This window comes from Pantoea sp. S18 (genome assembly GCF_045689705.1).
Lineage (GTDB): Bacteria > Pseudomonadota > Gammaproteobacteria > Enterobacterales > Enterobacteriaceae > Pantoea > Pantoea symbiotica.
Genome location: NZ_CP142689.1, coordinates 495,047 through 514,751 on the forward strand (window position 1 = coordinate 495,047; position 19,705 = coordinate 514,751).

The 19,705-nt window shown below is 54.7% G+C and carries 15 protein-coding genes; 7 read left to right on the top strand and 8 right to left on the bottom strand.

Features of this window, described 5'->3' with window-relative positions; all coding sequences use genetic code 11:
- Window positions 1-75: 75 nt before the first annotated feature.
- Window positions 76-456, bottom strand: coding sequence for an Hpt domain-containing protein (locus VIJ98_RS22125; protein ID WP_323271503.1), 381 nt, complete (start codon window positions 454-456; stop codon window positions 76-78).
- A 29-nt stretch (window positions 457-485) separates the two neighbouring features.
- Window positions 486-1,112, bottom strand: coding sequence for a response regulator (locus VIJ98_RS22130; RefSeq protein ID WP_110866872.1), 627 nt, complete (start codon window positions 1,110-1,112; stop codon window positions 486-488).
- A 175-nt stretch (window positions 1,113-1,287) separates the two neighbouring features.
- Between VIJ98_RS22130 and VIJ98_RS22135 the strand changes: the two genes are divergently transcribed.
- Both VIJ98_RS22135 and VIJ98_RS22140 read left to right on the top strand, forming a co-directional pair.
- Window positions 1,288-1,830: a TetR/AcrR family transcriptional regulator gene (locus VIJ98_RS22135; RefSeq protein WP_323271504.1), complete on the top strand. Its 543-nt coding sequence runs from the start codon at window positions 1,288-1,290 to the stop codon at window positions 1,828-1,830.
- Window positions 1,827-2,939 carry an MFS transporter gene (locus VIJ98_RS22140; protein WP_323271505.1) on the top strand — a complete coding sequence of 371 codons (1,113 nt, stop codon included), beginning with the start codon at window positions 1,827-1,829 and terminating at the stop codon, window positions 2,937-2,939. The genes VIJ98_RS22135 and VIJ98_RS22140 overlap by 4 nt, the downstream gene beginning before the upstream one ends.
- Here VIJ98_RS22140 and VIJ98_RS22145 read toward each other — a convergent pair.
- Window positions 2,926-3,066, bottom strand: a complete 141-nt coding sequence (locus VIJ98_RS22145) for a hypothetical protein (RefSeq protein ID WP_008106109.1) — start codon at window positions 3,064-3,066, stop codon at window positions 2,926-2,928. The two genes, VIJ98_RS22140 and VIJ98_RS22145, sit on opposite strands and share 14 nt — an antisense overlap.
- Window positions 3,067-3,137: 71 nt before the next feature.
- Entirely contained in the window at window positions 3,138-4,271 is a 1,134-nt protein-coding gene (blaPSZ, locus tag VIJ98_RS22150; protein ID WP_323271803.1) for a PSZ family class C beta-lactamase, read from the bottom strand.
- Between the two features lie 116 nt (window positions 4,272-4,387).
- Here blaPSZ and ampR point away from each other — a divergent pair, with 116 nt between their 5' ends.
- Window positions 4,388-5,266: a LysR family transcriptional regulator AmpR gene (gene ampR, locus VIJ98_RS22155; protein WP_323271506.1), complete on the top strand. Its 879-nt coding sequence runs from the start codon at window positions 4,388-4,390 to the stop codon at window positions 5,264-5,266.
- Window positions 5,267-5,296: 30 nt separating this feature from the next.
- Here the strand turns inward: ampR and clcA are convergent, their stop codons facing one another.
- Together clcA and VIJ98_RS22165 are read right to left on the bottom strand one after the other, a co-directional pair.
- Complete coding sequence (gene clcA, locus VIJ98_RS22160) at window positions 5,297-6,682, bottom strand: H(+)/Cl(-) exchange transporter ClcA (protein ID WP_323271507.1); 1,386 nt, start codon at window positions 6,680-6,682, stop codon at window positions 5,297-5,299.
- Window positions 6,683-6,834: 152 nt separating this feature from the next.
- Window positions 6,835-7,311 carry a ferritin-like domain-containing protein gene (locus tag VIJ98_RS22165; RefSeq protein WP_061719259.1) on the bottom strand — a complete coding sequence of 159 codons (477 nt, stop codon included), beginning with the start codon at window positions 7,309-7,311 and terminating at the stop codon, window positions 6,835-6,837.
- A 195-nt stretch (window positions 7,312-7,506) separates the two neighbouring features.
- Here VIJ98_RS22165 and VIJ98_RS22170 point away from each other — a divergent pair, with 195 nt between their 5' ends.
- On the top strand, window positions 7,507-7,779 hold the full coding sequence (locus VIJ98_RS22170; RefSeq protein ID WP_323271508.1) for a hypothetical protein: 273 nt from the start codon (window positions 7,507-7,509) through the stop codon (window positions 7,777-7,779).
- A 16-nt stretch (window positions 7,780-7,795) separates the two neighbouring features.
- Here VIJ98_RS22170 and VIJ98_RS22175 read toward each other — a convergent pair whose 3' ends face one another.
- The gene (locus VIJ98_RS22175; protein ID WP_008102024.1) at window positions 7,796-8,041 is read right to left on the bottom strand and encodes a hypothetical protein; all 246 of its coding nucleotides are present in this window, start codon (window positions 8,039-8,041) and stop codon (window positions 7,796-7,798) included.
- A gap of 4 nt (window positions 8,042-8,045) precedes the next feature.
- A complete protein-coding gene (locus tag VIJ98_RS22180; RefSeq protein WP_008102026.1) occupies window positions 8,046-8,207 on the bottom strand; it encodes a YnfU family zinc-binding protein in 162 nt (53 codons plus the stop codon).
- Between the two features lie 270 nt (window positions 8,208-8,477).
- On the opposite strand from VIJ98_RS22180, the gene VIJ98_RS22185 reads away from it, so the two are divergent.
- The 3 genes from VIJ98_RS22185 (at window position 8,478) to VIJ98_RS22195 (ending at window position 19,672) form a co-directional block, all read left to right on the top strand.
- The gene (locus tag VIJ98_RS22185; RefSeq protein WP_323271509.1) at window positions 8,478-17,075 is read left to right on the top strand and encodes a GH36-type glycosyl hydrolase domain-containing protein; all 8,598 of its coding nucleotides are present in this window, start codon (window positions 8,478-8,480) and stop codon (window positions 17,073-17,075) included.
- Between the two features lie 106 nt (window positions 17,076-17,181).
- Window positions 17,182-18,552, top strand: coding sequence for an amidohydrolase (locus VIJ98_RS22190; protein ID WP_323271510.1), 1,371 nt, complete (start codon window positions 17,182-17,184; stop codon window positions 18,550-18,552).
- 205 nt (window positions 18,553-18,757) lie between these two features.
- Entirely contained in the window at window positions 18,758-19,672 is a 915-nt protein-coding gene (locus VIJ98_RS22195) for a LysR family transcriptional regulator (protein WP_258145275.1), read from the top strand.
- Window positions 19,673-19,705: the final 33 nt, after the last annotated feature.

Here is a 19,705-nt window from a genome sequence, read left to right on the forward strand (position 1 = left end):
GATACGCTGTAATTTTTGTAGTCCATTTTGTAGGTCGCTGTAGTCCAATGTAAGCATGAATGCGGGCGTAAGGATTTATTCAGCAGAATGCTGCTCAAGATAAGCAGCAATGCTGGCATTGATCTCTTCAACTGCGTTAAGGGTTTCCGACCACAGGTTTACTAATTGGGATACTTCGGGGGGAGATTTCAGGCAGGCAGTTTCTAACTGGCGACAGGCATTTTCGGCGCGATGAGCGCCAGTGATCTGCGCGGCACCGGAAATACGGTGCACGCTTTTGGCTAATTCACCCCAATCCGCGCGGGAATAAAGCGCTGCAGCTTCGTTTAAATCCGTGGAATTACTTTTTAGTGTCATGGCAAGCATGGCGCACAGCATGGATTCATCGTGGCCGGTTAACGTGCGCAGGCGCTCCAGGCTGAGTAGTGAATCTAAGGATTTTGCAGATTTAGCCAAGAGAGCCTCTTTCTGTGCAACACAGCACACTAATCGAGATGATGACGACGCGCAAAATCAATTAATTCGAGTGTAGAACTCAGCGCCAGTTTGGTCAGGATGCGGGTTTTGTAAGTACTGACGGTTTTATTGCTGATATGCATGATCTCAGAGATATCGATCACTTTCATACCGCGCGCCAGATGCTGCAGAACCTGAAATTCGCGGCTTGAGAGATTTTTAATCGCATCCACTTCCGCTTCGGGCATTTTATTGGTGCCTTTATTATCGCGACGCTTCAGCGGAAAGTAGCCGTAACCGCGCATCACGGCGCGCACCGCATCACCCAACTCTTCCAGATTATTACGCTTACCAACAAAACCATCGGCGCCGGTGCTCATACAGCGGCTCAAATAGTGATCATCATCGCGAGCGGTTAATACCAGAATGCCACCGCGATATTCCGCTGCGCGTAACTTCACGATCAGCTCAATGCCGCTCAGTCCAGGAATATCGAGGTCAAGTACGATGAGATCAGGATGGTGTTCGTTGATCATTTTCAACGCCTGGTGGCCTTCTTCCGCTTCGGCAACCACCGTATGCCCATCTTTTTCCAGCAAGAAACGAACGGCAAGACGTGCGACTGGATGATCATCAATTATCAAAATACTCGCCATCTTCACCTCTCCTAAGACGACAGTCATTGTCCCATGTAGTTTAAAATAACTTACCAATAAAACAATCAGATAAGCGGTGCGATATTCCAGACTCTGAGGAAATGTCCTACAAATCTGACGAAATGGATGACAGGTCAAACTTGTAAAAGTAAAACGATCGGTTTACTTTTTAAGTATGAAAAAGAAACTGGATATCATTAATGCCGCTGAGCGGCTGTTCTATCTCAACGGCTTTCATGCCATCAGCACCGATCGCATTTGCAGCGAGGCGAACGTCTCAACTCGCACGCTTTATCGCTATTTTCCCTCGCGTGAAGCGCTAACGGCTGCAGTGCTGGAGACGCGTCAGGATCGTTTCTTTGCCGCATTACCGCCGCCGGAACATACGCAAGCGGTCAGCCAGATTTTTGATGCGATGGCCGACTGGATGCAGCAATACGGCAATAACGGATGCTTATTTCTTAAAGCGTGGGGCGAATATGCTGGAGAAGATGCCGCTTTAGCCGAACAGGCGCTGGCTTATCGTCACAAGATGCGGGATTACATTGCGCGCGCCATTAAGCAGGTGATCGGCAAGCAGCATCTTGCGTTAGCGGATGCGGTGTGGCTGCTGTTCGAAGGTGTTCTCACTTCAGCGCTGATCATTGGTGCGTCGCAGGCGTGTGAAGCCGGTAAGCACGCCGCGCTGCAGCTTATCGCACTCAGTGAAAAGGCATGAAGGGCACGACGCTCTGCCTCACCGGATTCTCTCTTATCGCTGTAACCTACGGTATGGCGCGTTTCGCATGGGGCCTGATGATGCCCGAGGTGATGCACGACATCCCGTTCACGCCGCGCGTCTCCGGCGTACTTTCAGCCTGCAGCTTTGCCGCTTACTGCGTGGCGGTGCTGATCGCGCCGATGATGACCGCCCGCGCGGGCCCGCGTTTACCTGCTGCCGTTGCCGCGCTGTGTGCCGCATTGGGTTTGCTGATTATCTCGATCGCGGTTTCAGCGTGGATGCTGGGCGTGGGATTGTTTATCGCCGGCATGAGCGCCGGTCTCGCCTCGCCTGCGTTAGCGAGCGCCGTCAGCCAGCGCATTGAGGCTGAACAGCAGCCGCAGATGAATACCGTGATTAATGCCGGGACCAGCATGGGGATTATGCTGTCTGTGCCAATTTTGTACTGGCTGCCCGGCGGCTGGCGCGTCGCCTGTGGCGTTTTCGCCGCGCTGGCGTTGATCTGTCTGATGCCGATTTGGCGCCAGCTGCCCCATCAAAGTGAAAGCAGCGGACATGAATCCTGGTTAAGCCATCTGCGACAGCGTTCTCTGCAGAAACTCATCATCATTGCGTTGATCAGCGGCATCGCCAGTGCAGCCTGGTGGAGCTTCGGTCCGGATTTGCTGCATCACATTGAGGTCAGCGATCGCATAGTGAGTCTGCTGTGGCTCATTGGTGGCGCAGCAGGCATTATCGGTGCCTTCACTGGCCCGATGGCGAAATGGATAGGGATGAAGTGGGTTTATTGGCTGTCGCAGTGCTGCCTCGCCGTTCCCTTACTGCTTCTGGCGATCAGCCATCACTATTCAATCTGGCTATTTCCCGCCGTGGCACTGGGTGGCGCAGCATACGTTACGCTCTCGGGCGTGTTGCTGGTGTGGGGAGCAGCAGCAACGAAAAATGCCCCCGCCATCGGCGTAGGCATTCTGTTCTTCATGTTGGCTACGGGCCAGGTCATTGGATCGCTGCTGTTCGGACAACTCTATGCGCAGGCTAGCGCGTCGACCGCATTAATGCTGTTTGCCGCGCTACCCTTGCTGATGATGTTGGTTATTCGTCGTTAAACGGATCTTTTTTGTCATCTTCACTGTCATCTCGCGTTCTCGGGATCTCACCGTGTTCACTGGGATTGTCCTTCGCGGGATGTTTTTCGTCATTCACGTCACGTTTATCTTTTGGGTGATGGCTCATCTGCAGCTCCTTGGTTAATCACCCATAAAGTGTAGTTGATCTGGATGGGGCGATAAGTTCGCCCCACACGCTTACTGCAACGCTTTCAGGATTTGCATCGCCGCTTTAACCCGCTCGGTATTGGGATAATTTTTGTTCGCCAGGATCACAATGCCGACCTGCTTCTCTGGGATGAAGGCGACGTAAGCACCGAATCCGCCCGTTGCGCCGGTTTTATGCACCCACGACGCTGTTACACGCGGATGAGCTTTCGCATCCCGTACCGGCTGCGGGCCGAGCGCCACCTTGTTATCCGCGCCCTTCACCGCCATCTCTGCCTGAGCGGGCCAATCGAGCATCTCCCAACCCAAACCCTGATATAACGCATCGGTACGATAGAAACGCGTTTGCGCGAAATTCAGCGCCTGCTGCAGCGTTTTGTCTTTAACCTGCTGCGGATCCATATTGGCCTGCATCCAGCGCGCCATATCTTTAATTGACGACTTCACGCCATAGGCTTCGGCATCCAACATGCCCGGCGACACGCGCACCGGCTTGCCTTCGCGGTAACCCCAAGCGTAAGCATCCTTCTCGCTGTCGGGCACGGTGATAAAGGTGTGCTTAAGCTGCAACGGCGTAAATACGCGTTGCTGCATCGCCTGCTCAAATGTCAGCCCGCTAGGTTTCATCGCCAGCCAGCCAAACAAGCCGATGCTGCTGTTAGCATACTGACGCGTGTTGCCCGGCGCCCACTGCGGTTGCCACTGTTGATAGAAGTTCGCCAGCGCCTTTTCATCAGTCACGGCATCAGGAACCTGCAACGGCAAGCCGCCGGCGGTGTACGTCGCCAGCTGCAGCAGCGTGATGTCACGCCACTGCGGCGTATTCAGCGCCGGCCAGTATTTGCTGGCGCGATCGCTCAGTGCGATCTCGCCTTTGTTCACCGCGACGCCACTCAACACGCCGGTGAAGGTTTTACTGACCGAACCGAGTTCAAACAGCGTATCTTGCGTGACCGGACGCTGCTGTTTTTCATCCGCCATACCCCACGTAAAATAGTGCGGCTGGCCTTTAACCACCACCGCCACGGCCATACCGGGAATCGCTTGCTGCTGCATCAGCGGTTTGATGGCCTGATCAACGATGGCGTCCACATCTGGCGTCGCGGCGAACGTCATTGAGCACACCGATGTCAGTGCTGTTGCTATCAAAGTTTGAGAAATCAATTTCACTGTTATTAACCTTCCGGGTTGTTGTTCCGCGGGCAGTTTGCCCAATTTGACAGGCAGCAACAAACTGTTAATTTTAGCGTCAGACAATAGAAATTCTTACAGGTCGCCGCATGACTCGCCCTTATATCCCACTTAACGCGCTCAGAGCCTTTGAAGCCGCCGCACGTCATCTAAGTTTTACTAACGCTGCTATTGAGCTGCATGTAACCCATGCAGCCGTGAGCCAGCAGGTGAAATCACTGGAGCAACAGCTTGGCTGCCAGCTGTTTGTACGGGTATCGCGCGGATTGATGTTAACCACCGAAGGCGAAAGCCTATTGCCGGTATTAAACGATTCATTCGATCGTATTGCCGATACGCTGGACCGCTTCTCATCGGGACAAATGCGCGAGAAATTAAAGGTCGGCGTGGTGGGAAGCTTTGCCACCGGTTTGCTGTTGCCGCGTTTAGAGGATTTTAACCGCCGCTTTCCGCACATAGAACTGCAACTCTCCACCCACAACAATCGCGTCGATCCAGCCGCCGAGGGCCACGATTACACCATTCGCTTTGGCAGTGGCGCCTGGCACGGCACCGAGGCGCAGTATATTTGTTCGGCCCCGCTATCGCCGCTGTGTAATCCGGCCATTGCCCGGCAGTTGCAGCAGCCTGCAGACGTGCACAAATTCACCCTGTTGCGATCGTTCCGCCGTGATGAGTGGAGCCAATGGCTGCACAACATTAATGAACATGCACCATCGCCTGCGCATCCGGTGATGATTTTTGACTCATCCCTGACGATGGTTGAAGCAGCATTGTTAGGTGCGGGGATTGCGCTGGCACCGGTGAGGATTTTCAATCACCTGCTGCAAAGCGAGAAGCTGGTGCGCCCTTTCGCCGCAGAAATCGATCTCGGCGGCTACTGGTTAACGCGTTTGCAGTCGCGGCCAGAAAGCGCCGCGATGACGGCGTTTTCTGGTTGGTTGATAAATGCGCACCAGACGCCGTAGGGTCGCCATTCATGGCGACCGATTCACCTACTACACATTTATCTGTTTCGCTTTCGCCAGCGTGCGCGCAAGAATTGAGGAGTACAGCGGTTTGCCGCCGAAGAATTGCGCGGCCAGCGTCGCGCCGAGACAGGTAATGATCATCGGCAAAATCAGCTGATAATTGTTGGTCATCTCCAGCACCAGCACAATGCCGGTCAGCGGCGCACGCACTGAGGCCGCAAACAGCGCGCCCATACCAGCCACAGCAAAGGTTGCTGGCTCCAGATGTAAACCCGGCAACCACTGCATGCAGAGTTGCCCGAAACAAGTACCTAACAGCGTGCCCAACGTCAGCATCGGGGCAAAAATACCGCCCGGCGCGCCGGAGGAAAAACAGCAAATAGTTATCAACGTGCGCAGTGCGAAAATGGCAAAGAGCGCCAGCGCACTGTAAGCTCCGCTGGAGAAATCAGGAATCAGCGCAATCCCGCCGTTAATGGCTTGTGGCAGAAACAGGCCAATCACGCCACACATCCCCGCCAGCAAACTTCCCCACAGCACCCACGATGCCACGCGGCCTTTATGTAAGCGCTGAAACTGATCCTGCGCGAGGAAAATGAAGCGGTTAAACGCCACGCCGCAGCCACCAAATAACACGCCCAACACTAAATAAAGCCACAGCGTATTGGTTGGCGCATCCTGTAGCTGTCCAATATTAATGATCGCTTCATTGCCATTACACACGCGGAAAACAATGCTGGAAACGATAACGCCAACAAACACCGCTTTGATGGAAATCAGGCTGTAGCGAAACTGCGGACGCATCTCTTCGATAATAAACAGGATGCCGGCCAGCGGCGCGTTGAAAGCGGCCGACAAACCAGCTGCAGCGCCGGTTGCCAGCAACGTGTGGCGAGACTCAGAGGATTTTACGCGGAACAGATCAACACACATGCCGCCGATATTGCCGCCCAACTGCACGGTTGGTCCTTCGCGACCCAGCACCATGCCCGATCCTAACGCGCCCATGCCGCCGATAAATTTCACCGGCAGCACGCGCCACCAGCGCACCGGACGGAGTTCCTCCAGCGCGCCTTCAATTTCGGGAATGCCCGATCCTCCCGCTTCCGGCGCGAAACGTCGCACCAGCAAGTAGCCGATAGCGCCTAATAGCGCCGAGAGCAGAAACGCGCCTGCGATCTTCACCAGCAGATTGTCACCCGCATCATCGAGCCAGCTTAAGCGCGTATGCACCACAAAATTGACGGCTTTATCAAAGGCCACGCCAACCAGGCCGGTTAACACACCGACCAACGCGGCCAGCAGCAACAGCGCGACGGGCGTTTTGTCGCGGCGTAATAGTTTCTGCATCAATAAGAAGCGCCCAGCACGTAATGTCGTGTTGGGCTCTGCGGAGTGACCGTTGGCAGGCATGCAAATCCTCTGTTTTCATCACAGTGTTCAAACGTGAGTTTGAGAAAAGAGGCATTAGCATACTGAGAATGAAGTGATTTTTAACCCAGGAATTCGCAAGCGGATTTTTCAGTTTGGAAGAGGCTAGCTGCATTAGCCTCCTCCACAGGGAATTAATCCTGCTCTTCAGCAATTAGCGTCAGTTTTTCGTCGGTGGCTTTTTCTTCTTCCAGCGTTTCACCCAATAACTTCGCAGCGTCCTGATAATCCAGTTTCAGGGCTAACGCGCGCAAAGTGCCGTAGGTGGCGATCTCATAATGTTCAACCTTCTGCGCAGCACCGATCAGTCCGGCATCGCAAACCGGCCCTTTCTCCACTTCATCGATGATCTCCTGCGCTTCTTCAGCCAAACCTTCCAGCGCATGACATTTCATCCTTTTGATCTGCACACCTTCAGTGAGCTCAACCAGTTGATCGATACGTTCAATTTGTCCGCGCGTCTCTTCCAGATGCTGTTTAAAGGCCGCAACCAGATTAGGATCGGTGGCTGCACGAATCATTTTTGGTAACGCTTTGGTGATCTGTTTTTCTGCGCTGTAAATATCCGAGAGATCATGCACAAACAGATCGTGCAGTGTTTTAATCGTCATAATATTGCCTTTTGATAAAGTAGGATGTCAGGTAGGTAAAACGTGGGCGAGAAGGAATAATAGATTGCGCCGACACATAAGACTGACTTAATTCTGGCGGACATTACAAAATTAACAAGCGAAGCCTTAAAAATAAACACCACGCATTGTTTAATTCATTGCCAGAATTAAAGGAGGTCAAGCGGAGACATAATCATGAAAAAGCCAAGGCAACCCGAACTCAGCGGTGAAATTATTCACGAACGTACTTTACTCCCGCTAGGTTTAATTTCTCTTTACGAAGTCATCTTCAATAACGGCAAATATGCCGTTATGCGCCTGGACAAAGATCAACCATTTCATCAGGGTGACATTTTTAAACGAATAAATGATCGCTGGTATTGTGATGAAAAATTAATATATCCACTGGGATTTCAGTTTGTCGATCGGGCTGAAGCGCAGCGGTCATTTATCGAATATGAGCGATAATATTATATTGCTGTTTTCATATTATAGAGTGAACAGTGGCAAGCTGGTTCGGTTGCGCGGGTGGCAATGACATCCAGAAATTAACCCCCATGCTGGTCTCATATTCTGCGTGTGACTCAAGAAAAATATGCTCACCGCTACGCGACTGCCCGCCGTAAAGCCAGCCGCCCTGCACCTCGCCATTATCAAATTGCACAATGCACTCCTGCTTGTAGCCCGGCGCTTGTTCATTTAAATCAATCCATTCAAGAATATGGCGCATGCGGCTATACCTCAGCGATAAACAGTGATTTACAGTGCGGGCACAACATAGCCTGCCCGCGCGCTTGTTTTAAGGACGATTGCGGGCAGAATTTTTTACACACTGGACACTGCGTTTTTATTTCCCGGCGCGATAAACCTTCTAAAAATTGATTTAACCAGCTCATGATTTTTTCCTTTTTCAGTTAACTCATTCTAACACACCCTATTTTTTTCACTGCAACTAACACTTGACAACATTGTTAATGATCTTCAACCCCATCATTACGCTCAGTTAAATATTTTAAATTAACTTTTATCTTATAAAGCCAAACGTTAAATCACTTTAAGGCTATACTCAGAAAAGATAGATATTTCCCTCGCCCTTTCTTATACCGTCAATCTTCCTGTTGATAGTGCTGACTTTTATAATCCATTGGATTTTTTGCGACGCCATTATGAAAAATAAAATTCCCACCGGATCAATCATCGGCAGTAGTGCGCTTCCAGCAACGGCACGCGCTAGTCTTGAATTATTGCCTGACAGCGGCATCTATCAGGCGAACCGGCCAGACGTTTTTTCCGAACAGCAAATGGCAATATATGGCGAGCGACTGGCAAAGACGCATCATCTTTCTGACGCCAAAAAAAGTTATAAATTATTGCAGCGGCTGACTGAAAACGAACAGGCGCTGATAAAAAGCGCAGAAATATTAAGTACCGGTGATAAGCGTAATCTGACGCCGGCTGGCGAGTGGCTTTTAGATAATTTTTATATCATCGAAGAACAAATTCGTATGGTACGCCATCTTTTGCCCACCAAATTTGGTCAGGGTTTACCCGCGCTTGAAGAGCCCGCCCACGCTTTACGTATTCAGGCGATTGCTGATGAGATGATCAGTCACAGCGACGGCCGCTTAGAATCGACGGTGCTGGCGACTTTTATTCATGCTTATCAGCGGATTACGCCATTGTTGATGGGAGAACTGTGGGCGCTTCCCGCCATGCTGCGTTTTGCGCTGCTCGATAACCTCGCGCGCATTGCGCAAGGCGTTGCCGAGATCCATCAGGAGCGAAGCCAGGCCGAAGCGTGGATTAATGAGATCGTTCATCACTCCGCTAAAGACGCCACGCGGGTGATTCAGGTCATTGCCGATATGGCGCACAAAAACAGCCAGCTTTCAGGCGCGTTCGTCGCCGAACTGGCGCGCAAACTGAATGGGCAAAATCACTCGCTGGCGCTGACGTGGGTGGAGCATCATCTGCTGAATACCGGGCGCAATACCGCGGATGTGATTGAACAATTTAACCGTCAGTTGGCACTGAGCCAGCTCTCAGTAAGTAACAGCATTGCCGGATTGCGCCAGCTCGGCGAAATCAACTGGCAGGATTTAGTCGAATCACTCAGTTTGGTGGAGCAACTACTGCTAAAGGATCCCGTAGGCATTTATCCGCAGATGCATTTTGACAGCCGCGATCAGTACCGACACGTGGTGGAAGAGCTGGCGCGTCAGAGCGCGTTTGATGAACTTAGCGTGGCTAATCAGGTGCTGGCGCTGAGTCATCAGCCCGAATTACCGCCGCGCCAGCAGCATATCGGCTACTTTCTGCTGGATAAAGGACGCGCGCAGCTTGAGCAACAGTTAAAGCCGCGCCGTTCCTGGCTCAATCAGGCGCGTCATCATCTCAGCCAAACACCGCTGCTCTCCTGGCTTGGCAGCCTCACCCTATTGACCACCGCCTTCAGCGCCGAAGCGCTGTTTTTCACCCATCAGGCCGGTATGTCGGTGGTGTTGTGGCTGTTACTGGTACCGGCGGTGATCATTATCAGCAGCCAGCTCGCCTTACAACTGCTCAGCGAAGTGACAACCCGCACTCGCCATCCGGTTCCCCTTCCCCGACTTGATTACGAGCTGGCGGTGCCGGATAGCGATCGCACCTTGGTGGTGATCCCTTGCTTGATCAGCAGCAAACATGGCACCGATACGCTGCTGCGCTCGCTGGAAACCAGCTATCTCGGCAATGCGCTCGACAACATCACCTTTGCGCTGCTGGCCGACTTCACCGACAGCGTGGACGAACATCAGGTTGATGATGATGAAATCATCGGATATGCGGTGCTAAAAATTCAGGCGCTTAACCGCCGTTACAGCAGCAAATCGCACCACGACGTGCTGTTTTCGCTGCTGCATCGTAATCGTGTTCATAACCCTTCGCAGGGCGTTTGGATGGGTTATGAACGCAAGCGCGGCAAACTGCACGCGCTCAATCGCTGGCTGCAAGGTGAAGCGGAGATGTTTAACGTTATCGTCGGTGCCAGCCAGGCGCAGATGCGCACGGTGAAATACGTCATCACGCTTGATGCCGACACCATTCTGCCGCGCGAAACCGCACACAAGCTGATTGGCATCATGGCGCATCCACTTAATGCGCCGGTATTTGACGATCGCCTGAACCGCGTGGTGGAAGGCTACGCCATTCTGCAGCCGCGTCTGGCCGAAGAGATCCCGCCCTTTGGGCAAGGTCGCTACGCGCGGCTCTCCAGCAGCGTACCGGGCAACGACGCCTATTCATCGATGTCTTCCGATATCTATCAGGATCTGTTTGGCGAAGGTTCGTTTGTCGGCAAAGGCATTTACGATGTGGCGGCCTTCACTCGCGCGACGCGCAATACCTGCCCGGAAAATCTGGTGCTGAGTCACGATCTGCTGGAAGGCTGTTACGCGCGTTCCGGCGTGGTCAGCAATGTGGTGCTGTATGAACACTATCCCGACAACTATCTCAGCGATGTCGCGCGGCGTTTCCGCTGGGTGCGCGGTGACTGGCAGCTGCTGAACTGGTTAAAACTGCGTGTACGTCTCGAGGATGGCGGCTATCAGGCCAATCCGCTGAGCGCACTTTCGCGCTGGAAATTATTCGATAACCTGCGTCGTAGCCTGGTGGCTCCTGCCTTGCTACTGCTGATGTTTCTGGCCTTCACTTGGGTAGCGAATCCGCCGTTTTGGCTCGGCTGTATTGCGTTGTTCCTGCTGCTGCCAAGCGCTTTTGCGCTGAGCATGGAAGGCATGCGCAAAAGCAAAAAGCGCGCCTGGCAACATCATCTCACTATCTTGTCCTCGGATGCCTTGATGCGCCTGAGCCGTGCGGGGCTAACGCTGGCAGCGTTGCCACATGAAAGCTACTGGTCGCTGAAAGCGATCATCGTCACGCTGTGGCGATTGAACGTCAGCGGGCAGTTTCTCCATGAATGGAAAAGCGCGTCGGCGGGCAGTTCATCGCCCACGCCGTCACTGCGCCATTTTTATCAGGCGATGTGGTTTAATCCGGCGGCAGGCGTTGCACTGTCACTTTTAACCGCGCTGATCAATCCACAACTGATCGCGTTAGCGCTGCCGCTTTCCTTGCTATGGCTGATCACGCCGTGGCTGTTATGGCAGTTGAGTAAACCGGCGCAATCGCGGCAGAAAAAACTCTCCGCCGAGCAGCAGCAGTTTTTGCGCCAAACCGCGCGCCATACCTGGGCATGGTTTGAAGATTTCGTCATCGCCGAGCATAACCACTTGCCGCCGGATAACTTCCAGGAAGTGTTGCAGCCGGTGGTGGCGCACCGTACTTCGCCGACCAATATCGGCCTGTCGCTGCTGGCTAATTTAACCGCGTGGGATTTCGGCTACATCACGCAGAAGCAGGTAATTAGCCGTTCGCTCGCCACGCTGGATAGCCTCGATCGCATGGAGCATTTTCGTGGTCATCTCTATAACTGGTACGACACTTACACCCTGAAACCGTTAAATCCACGCTACGTTTCTACCGTCGATAGCGGCAACCTCGCTGCGCACCTCGCCACTTTGCAAGCGGGCCTTGCGCAGTGGAAGCATCTGCCAGTAATCGCTTTACCGGTGATCATGGCTGGTCTGAATGACACCTTGATGCTGGCCAAAGCGCAAATGGGCACAGAGCGTCACGATCGTTGGGATGAGCTAGCCGAGCAGTTTGTTGCGCTGCAACAAGTCGCACCCGCCGCGATTGCCAATCATCTTTCATCCTTGATCGCGCTAAGTGAGATTCTGCTGGCACAGCTCAAGCTGCCGCCGTCGCAGGTGAAATGGTTTGAACGCTTCATCCATCAGCTCAGTGATTTCCAGCAAGAGTGGATGCGCTATTTCAGTTGGATCGGGCCGGATGATGTGCTGTCTAACGCTTTGCCCTCGTTGCTGTGGCTGAGTGAATTAAAGCTTCATCGCCCTGGCCTTAATGCACAGCTCGCCGCTTCCGTGATGTGGGCCGCGCGAGAACGCATGGCGACCTTGCTGGAGCTGGAAGGACGTCTGGAAGATCACGCTAAAATGGACTTCCGTTTTCTCTATGTCGAAAAAAACGCGCTGCTCAGCGTCGGTTACAATCTCGATAGCGGGCTGCTCGACAAAGGACATTACGATCTCTTCCCCTCCGAAGTGCGCCTGACGCACTATTACGCCATTTCCGCCAATCAGCTGCCGGTAAAAAGTTGGTTCGTACTGGGACGCCTGTTTACCCAGCTCGATAACAAACCTGCGGTGATGTCGTGGAGCGGCTCAATGTTTGAGTATCTGATGCCGCATCTGGTGATGCCGGTTTACCCGGATACGCTGCTGGAGAAAATGGCGCTCTCGGCGGTGAAGCAGCAGATCGCCTCTGGCGACGCCGCGCAGATTCCGTGGGGCGTTTCCGAATCGGCCTATGCCGCTTTTGATGACAACCAGAACTATCAATACAAAGCCTTTGGTACCCCCGAGTTGGGACTAAAACGTGGCCTCAATAATGACCATGTGGTGGCGCCGTATGCCTCGCTGCTAGCGCTGATGGTGCTGCCGCATCAGGCCAGCGACAACCTGATGCGGCTAAAAAAAATGGGTGCCTGCGGCAAATACGGTTTCTACGAAGCGCTTGATTTCACCGCACATCGGCTGGCGCGCGGTCAGCAATTTGTCGCGGTAAAAACCTACATGGCGCATCACCAGGGAATGGGTTTTCTGGCGATCTCGCATCTGCTGCATGAAGCACCAATGGTCGCGCGGTTTATGTCCAGCGCACGCTTCCAGTCTTCTTATTTACTGCTGCAGGAGCGCGTACCGGATGACATTGAGCTGTATACGCCGCGTCGTCAGTTTGTTGACACCAGCGAGATCAAGCCGCGTTCGGACACGCCTGAACTGCGTGAGTTCAGCGGTTCGGCTGCGCACTTGCCGCAGCTGCAGCTGCTGTCGAATGCCAATTATCATGTGATGGTGACGCAATCCGGCACCGGTTACAGCCAGTGGAAAGGATTGGCGTTAACCCGCTGGCGCGCCGATGGCACCAGCAATCAACACGGCATCTTCTGCTATATCCGCGATCGCCAATCCGGCGAGTTAATCAGCCCGACGTTCCAGCCGAGCGGCGATGCGCGACCGCAACACATTGCGCGCTTCACCGATGCTGGCGCGGAGTTTGAGTCGCGCGCTGAAACCCTCAGCACCCACACGCAGGTGGTGGTGTCGCCAGAAGATGATGTGGAGATTCGCCGCATCGTCCTCACCAACCATTCACGCCAGCTGCGTGAGATTGATATCACCAGCTATGCCGAAGTGGTGCTCGACTCCGCCGCCAGCGATATGGCACATCCGGCGTTCAGCAACCTATTTGTGCAGACAGAAATTGTTACCGAGCTGGAAGCCATTCTGGCGCATCGCCGCCCACGTGATGAGAAAACCGAGCCGGTATGGATGTTCCACGCCCTGCTGATTCACGGCACCAGCGAGCGCGATACGCATTATGAAACCGACCGCGCGCAGTTTATTGGTCGTGGCAGAACCACCGCCAATCCGCAGGCTATTTCAGCGGAAGGCGTACTCAGCGGTAGCGCCGGTGCGGTACTCGATCCACTGATGTCGATTCGCCAGAAAATCGCGCTCAAACCGGGTAAATCCATCACTCTCGATCTGGTGTACGGCGTCACTACGCAGCGTGACGCCTGCCTTGGGTTGATTGAAAAGTATCGCAACAATGTCTATGCCAATCGGGTATTTGAAATGGCGGCTTCGCACAGTCAGGTGGCGCTGCGACAGCTGAATATCCTCGCCGAAGATGCCAGTTTGTATAACCAGCTCGCCAGCGCGGTGATCTTTGCCAGCCCTGAAATGCGCGGCGACAGCCAGCGTATGCAGCAGAATCGTCTGGGGCAAACCTCGCTATGGCGCTACTCCATTTCAGGCGATCTGCCTATCGTGCTGGTGCGCATCGAAAACGGGACCCAGCTTAGCCTGGTGAGCAATCTGATCAAGGCGCATCAATACTGGCGTCAGAAAGGATTAACCGCAGATTTGGTGATCCTTAACGGCGAGCAAGGCGGCTATCAGCAGCTGTTGCAGAATCAGCTGATCAAGATGATTTCATCCGGCGAGGTGCAGTTGCTGGCCGACAAGCCGGGCGGCATCTTCCTGCGGCAAAGCGATCACTTTGCCGCCGAGGACGTCACGCTGTTACTCAGCGTGGCAGCCGTGGTGCTGGAAGGCCGCAATGGCAGTTTGGCCGATCAGCTGACGGTGCTGTTGAAACCGCAGCCGGTTGCGCCGCCTTCCCGCTTCCTGCCACATAAACAGGCCTTTCCTGCGCCCGCTCGCCTCGCCGCAGCGGAAACCTTGCAACTTTTCAATGGCACCGGCGGCTACAGCGTCGATGGCAGTGAATATCACATTCTGCTGTCCCCACATCTTCAGACGCCCGCGCCCTGGTGCAACGTGCTGGCGAATAAACAGTTTGGCAGCGTGATCTCGGAAAGTGGTCAGGCCTACACCTGGTTTGAAAATGCGCACGAATACCGCCTGACGCCGTGGCACAACGATCCGGTCAGCGATACGTCGGGCGAAGCCTTTTATCTGCGCGATGAGGAGAGCGGCGATGTCTGGTCGCCAATGCCGCTGCCGATGCGTGGCAATGGTGATTATTTAACGCAGCACGGCATGGGTTACAGCCGCTTTGTGCATCAGGAGCAAGGCATCCGCAGCACGCTCATCACCTTCGTCGCGGGCGAACAGGCGGCGAAAATCACACTGATCCAGCTGAGCAATCTGTCGGGTAAAACGCGACATCTGTCGATTACCGGTTACGTCGAATGGGTGCTGGGTGAGCTGTTGAGCCAATCTGCCCGCCACGTGCAAACCTCATCGGCGATAGTGGCCGATGGCAGCGCCATTCTGGCGATGAATCCGTACACCAGCGCCGGATCGGCGCGCACCGCATTCTTCGCCGCATCAGGCAATCAGATTGCTTTCAGCGGTAATCGCCTTGAGTGTCTGGGCCGCAATGGTTCAACGCGTAAGCCCGCGATGATGCAAGCGCGTGGCTTATCGGGCAACACTGGTGCGGGGCTCGATCCCTGCGCCACCTTGCAAACGCTGACCAGCTTAATTGATGGCGACACGCGCACCTTGGTGTTTGTGTTAGGCGCGGCGGAAGATACAACATCGGCGCTGACGCTGATCCAGCAATTTCTTCCCAGCGAACAGGCTGAAGCCGAGCTGGCAAAAGTGCAGCAGCAATGGCGCGGTCTGTTAAACAAAGTCGAGGTGCAAACACCGGATGCAGCGGTGAACCTGCTGGCGAACAACTGGCTGCTGTACCAAACGCTGGCCAGCCGTTTGCTGGCACGCAGCGGTTATTATCAGTCGGGCGGCGCGTTTGGCTTCCGCGATCAGTTGCAGGACACGCTATCGCTGACCCACGCCGCGCCACACTTGTTGCGCGATCAGCTGGTGCTGTGCGCGTCCCGTCAGTTCCTCGAAGGCGATGTGCAGCATTGGTGGCATCCACCGGCCGGACGCGGCGTGCGTACCCGCTGCTCGGATGATTATCTCTGGCTGCCCTTTGCACTTTGCCACTACATCACCGCCACTGAGGATCTTAAGCTGTTAGAACAGCCAATTGCCTATCTTGAAGCGCCGCTGCTGGCGGCCGAAGAAGAGTCGGTTTATAGCTTGCCGAACGTCAGTCAGCTGCAGGAAAACCTGTGGCAGCATGGCTTGCGCGCCATCCAGCATGGTCTGAGATTTGGCGAGCATGGTTTGCCGCTGATGGGTTCTGGCGACTGGAACGACGGTATGAGCGAAGTCGGGATTGCTGGCAAAGGCGAGAGCGTCTGGCTGGGCTTTTTCCTCTACAGCGTGCTCACACGCTTTGCCGCGCTCTCCACACGTATCGGGCAAACGGAAGCCGCTACGTTGTGCGAACAGCAGGCTGCAAAGCTGAAAACGGCACTGAATCAGCGCGCCTGGGATGGTGAATGGTTCCTGCGCGGCTACTTCGATAACGGCGAAACCCTAGGTTCACAGCGCAACGCCGAATGCCGCATTGATGCCATCGCGCAGAGCTGGTCGGTGCTTTCCGCTGCAGGCGATCATGATAAATGCACCTCGGCGATGCAGGCGCTCGATCAGCAGTTAGTTGATAGCGATAACGGCCTGATCAAGCTGCTGACGCCGCCGTTTAATGGCGTCGGTCCCAATCCGGGATACATTCGTGGTTATCTGCCAGGCATCCGCGAAAACGGCGGGCAATACACGCACGGCGCGCTGTGGGCGATTATGGCGTTCGCGGAAATGGGCCTGGTCGATCGCGCCTGGGAATTGCTGGCGCTGATCAATCCGATCAATCACAGCCTTGATGCGCATGCTGTTGCAACCTACAAAGTCGAACCTTACGTGATGGCGGCGGATGTCTACAGCGCCGACAACCACCAAGGTCGCGGCGGCTGGACGTGGTACACCGGATCGGCGGGCTGGACCTATCAGCTGATTATCGAAACGCTGCTCGGCATCACGCGCCACGGCGATAAATTGCAACTGCGTCCACGTCTGCCTAAGGCGTGGCCGGGCGCGAAGGTGATTTATCATGAAGGTGACGCGCGCTATGAGATTGAGATGCTGCGTACGCCAGGCGCTTATCAGCTGTGGCTGGATGATGAGCTAAGTGCGGATGATGCCATTACGCTCAGCGGTGAAGCTGCGATTCATCAGGTACGAATTCATCTCGCTGAGTAGCAATCACTGCGGTCATTAGTTTTCACCATAGCCAGCAGTGGAAAATATCGCAGCGCCCTGCCAGCGGCTATTTTAGGGTAATTCTCCCCTACAAGGAGAATGACTAATGAGCCTCTTATCACCCGGTAATCGCCGGGATTTTCTTTCCGCTGGCATGAAACTCACCGCCGCGGGCACCTTACTCAGCGCGGGCATGAGCCGCAGCGTTGAGGCGGCGGCAACCTGCCAACCCGCCAGTGTCAGCCGCGTGGATGCCACGCACTATCTGCTGCGCAATGTACGACTGGAAGAAGCTTTTATCCGCAAACAGGACGTGATTACCGCCACGCGCACCGGTTTGTATGATGTCGAGGTGAATGCCGGCAATATTGCCGCCGTTCATCCCGCAGGCGTCAAGCTTAATTTGCCCGCATGGGATGCCGCCGGTTATCTGCTGCTGCCCGCCACGCGCGATATGCACATCCATCTCGATAAAACCTTCTACGGCGAAGGCTGGCGTGCCCCGCTGCCGCGTCATAGCGTGATCGATATGATCCATCAGGAAGAGCAGATTCTGCCTGAACTGGTGCCGACTTCTGAAATCCGCGCCGAGAAACTGATTGGCCTGCTGCAATCGAAAGGCAGCAGCTCCGCACGCAGCCATTGCAACATCGATCCGGTCAGCAAGTTACAAGGTCTGGAGCATCTGCAGCAGGCGATTGCTAACCATCGCGACGATTTTCATGCCGAAATTGTCGCCTTCCCGCAGCACGGATTACTACGATCAAACGTCGAAGGCATGATGCGCGAAGCGATGAAGATGGGCGCGAACTATGTCGGCGGGCTGGACCCGACTAATGTCGACGGCGCGATGGAGAAGTCGCTGGATACCATGTTTAGCATCGCGCTCGATTTCGCCGCCCCCATCGATATTCATCTGCACGAAACCGAGCCGCACGGCGTGGCGGCGATTCGCTACATGCTGAAAACGGTGCGCGATAATCCGCAACTGAAAGGCAAAGTGACCATTAGTCACGCCTTCGCGTTGGGTACGTTACAGGGTAACGAGTTGGCGGCGATGATTGAGGAACTGAAAGAGCAGCAGTTCAGCATCGCCACCACTGTGCCGATTGGCCGGGTAATTATGCCGCTGCCGCAGCTACGCGCCGCTGGCGTGCCGGTGTGGTCGGGCACTGACACCATCGCCGATCACTGGCAGCCGTTTGGTAGCGGCAGCATGCTGGAAAAAGCCAACGTCTATTCGCAGCTTTATCGTGGGCCGGATGAGTTTTCGCTCAGCCGCGCGTTAGGTATCGCTACTAACGAAGTGCTGCCGCTGAATAGCCACGGCGAGCAGCAATGGCCGAAAGCGCAGGATCACGCCACCATGATGCTGGTTAACGCCAGCTGTTCGGCGGAAGCCGTTGCGCACATCGCGCCGGTAATGGCGACGTTCTATAACGGTAAGCAGACGTTTGGCAGCTTAACCAAGGTGTGAATTTCAACCAGGTGCGCATTAATGCGCACCCTACGGGGAAAATCCGCACTTGCACCTGCGGGGTGCAGTTGCTGCTCCAGCAGCGGCATTTTATTCATCTCATCAAGCTAACATGCGAGCTATCAAGCCATCCGCAGACTGGCGCGTTTCTTGCGTGTAACAAATTGTGACTTATCGTTCCCTTTCGTCCAAAGAGGTCTGCGCTATGGAATTGAAATGGTTTGAAGATTTTCTCAGTGTCGCCCGCTGTTACAGTTTCACCCGCGCCGCCAATGAGCGGCATATCACGCAATCGGCGCTCAGTCGGCGCATCCGCCAGCTAGAAGAGTGGCTGGGCGTGCCGCTGTTTGACCGCAAAACCTATCCCGTCACCTTAACGCCGGAAGGCCAAACCTTTCTCGCCACCGCCAGCGAAACGGTATTCTCCATGACGCATCTGCGTAACGATCTGCATCAGCGCTACAGCTCACGCACCGCCGTGCTGCGCTTTGCGATGCTGAATACCCTTTCGCTGACCTTCTTTCCCGACTGGATCCAGCGGCTAAATTTGCAGCCGCACCTCAGCTATATCCGCTTATGCAATCAGAAGCCGAGCTTCGTCGAACACATTTCCACTCTGCACAGCGGTGAAACCGATTTCCTGCTGACCTACGCCAACGATGCGGTTTCCTTAATCCACCAGCTGGCGGCTTACCCGATGATCCAACTGGGCCGCGAGCGCGCTATCGCCGTGTGTCGTCCCGACAGCAGCGGCAAACCGCTCTATCCAGTACGCGCAGACGGCGGCCCAATTCCGTGGCTGAGTTACGGCCAGCACACCTTTTTCGCCCACGCGCTGGCGCAGATGCTAAGTAAACGGCCGCTGCCGCTGGAAGCGGTGTATGAAAACGGCATGTCAGTGAATCTCAAAGCGATGGTGTTGGCCGGCGCGGGTGTGGCCTGGCTGCCGCTGAGTTTGATCCACGAAGAGCTGGCCAGCGGCAATCTGGTGCGTGCCGATGAAAGCAGTTGGGATATCTCGCTGGCAATTCGGCTTTATCGTCAGCCGGTGCTGCAAAACCCGCAGGCAGAACAGCTGTGGTTGCGCGCTTGCGCCAGCGATACGGCAGACGCCGCCTGACGGCAAACTATGCAATTTTGGAATGGGGAGTGT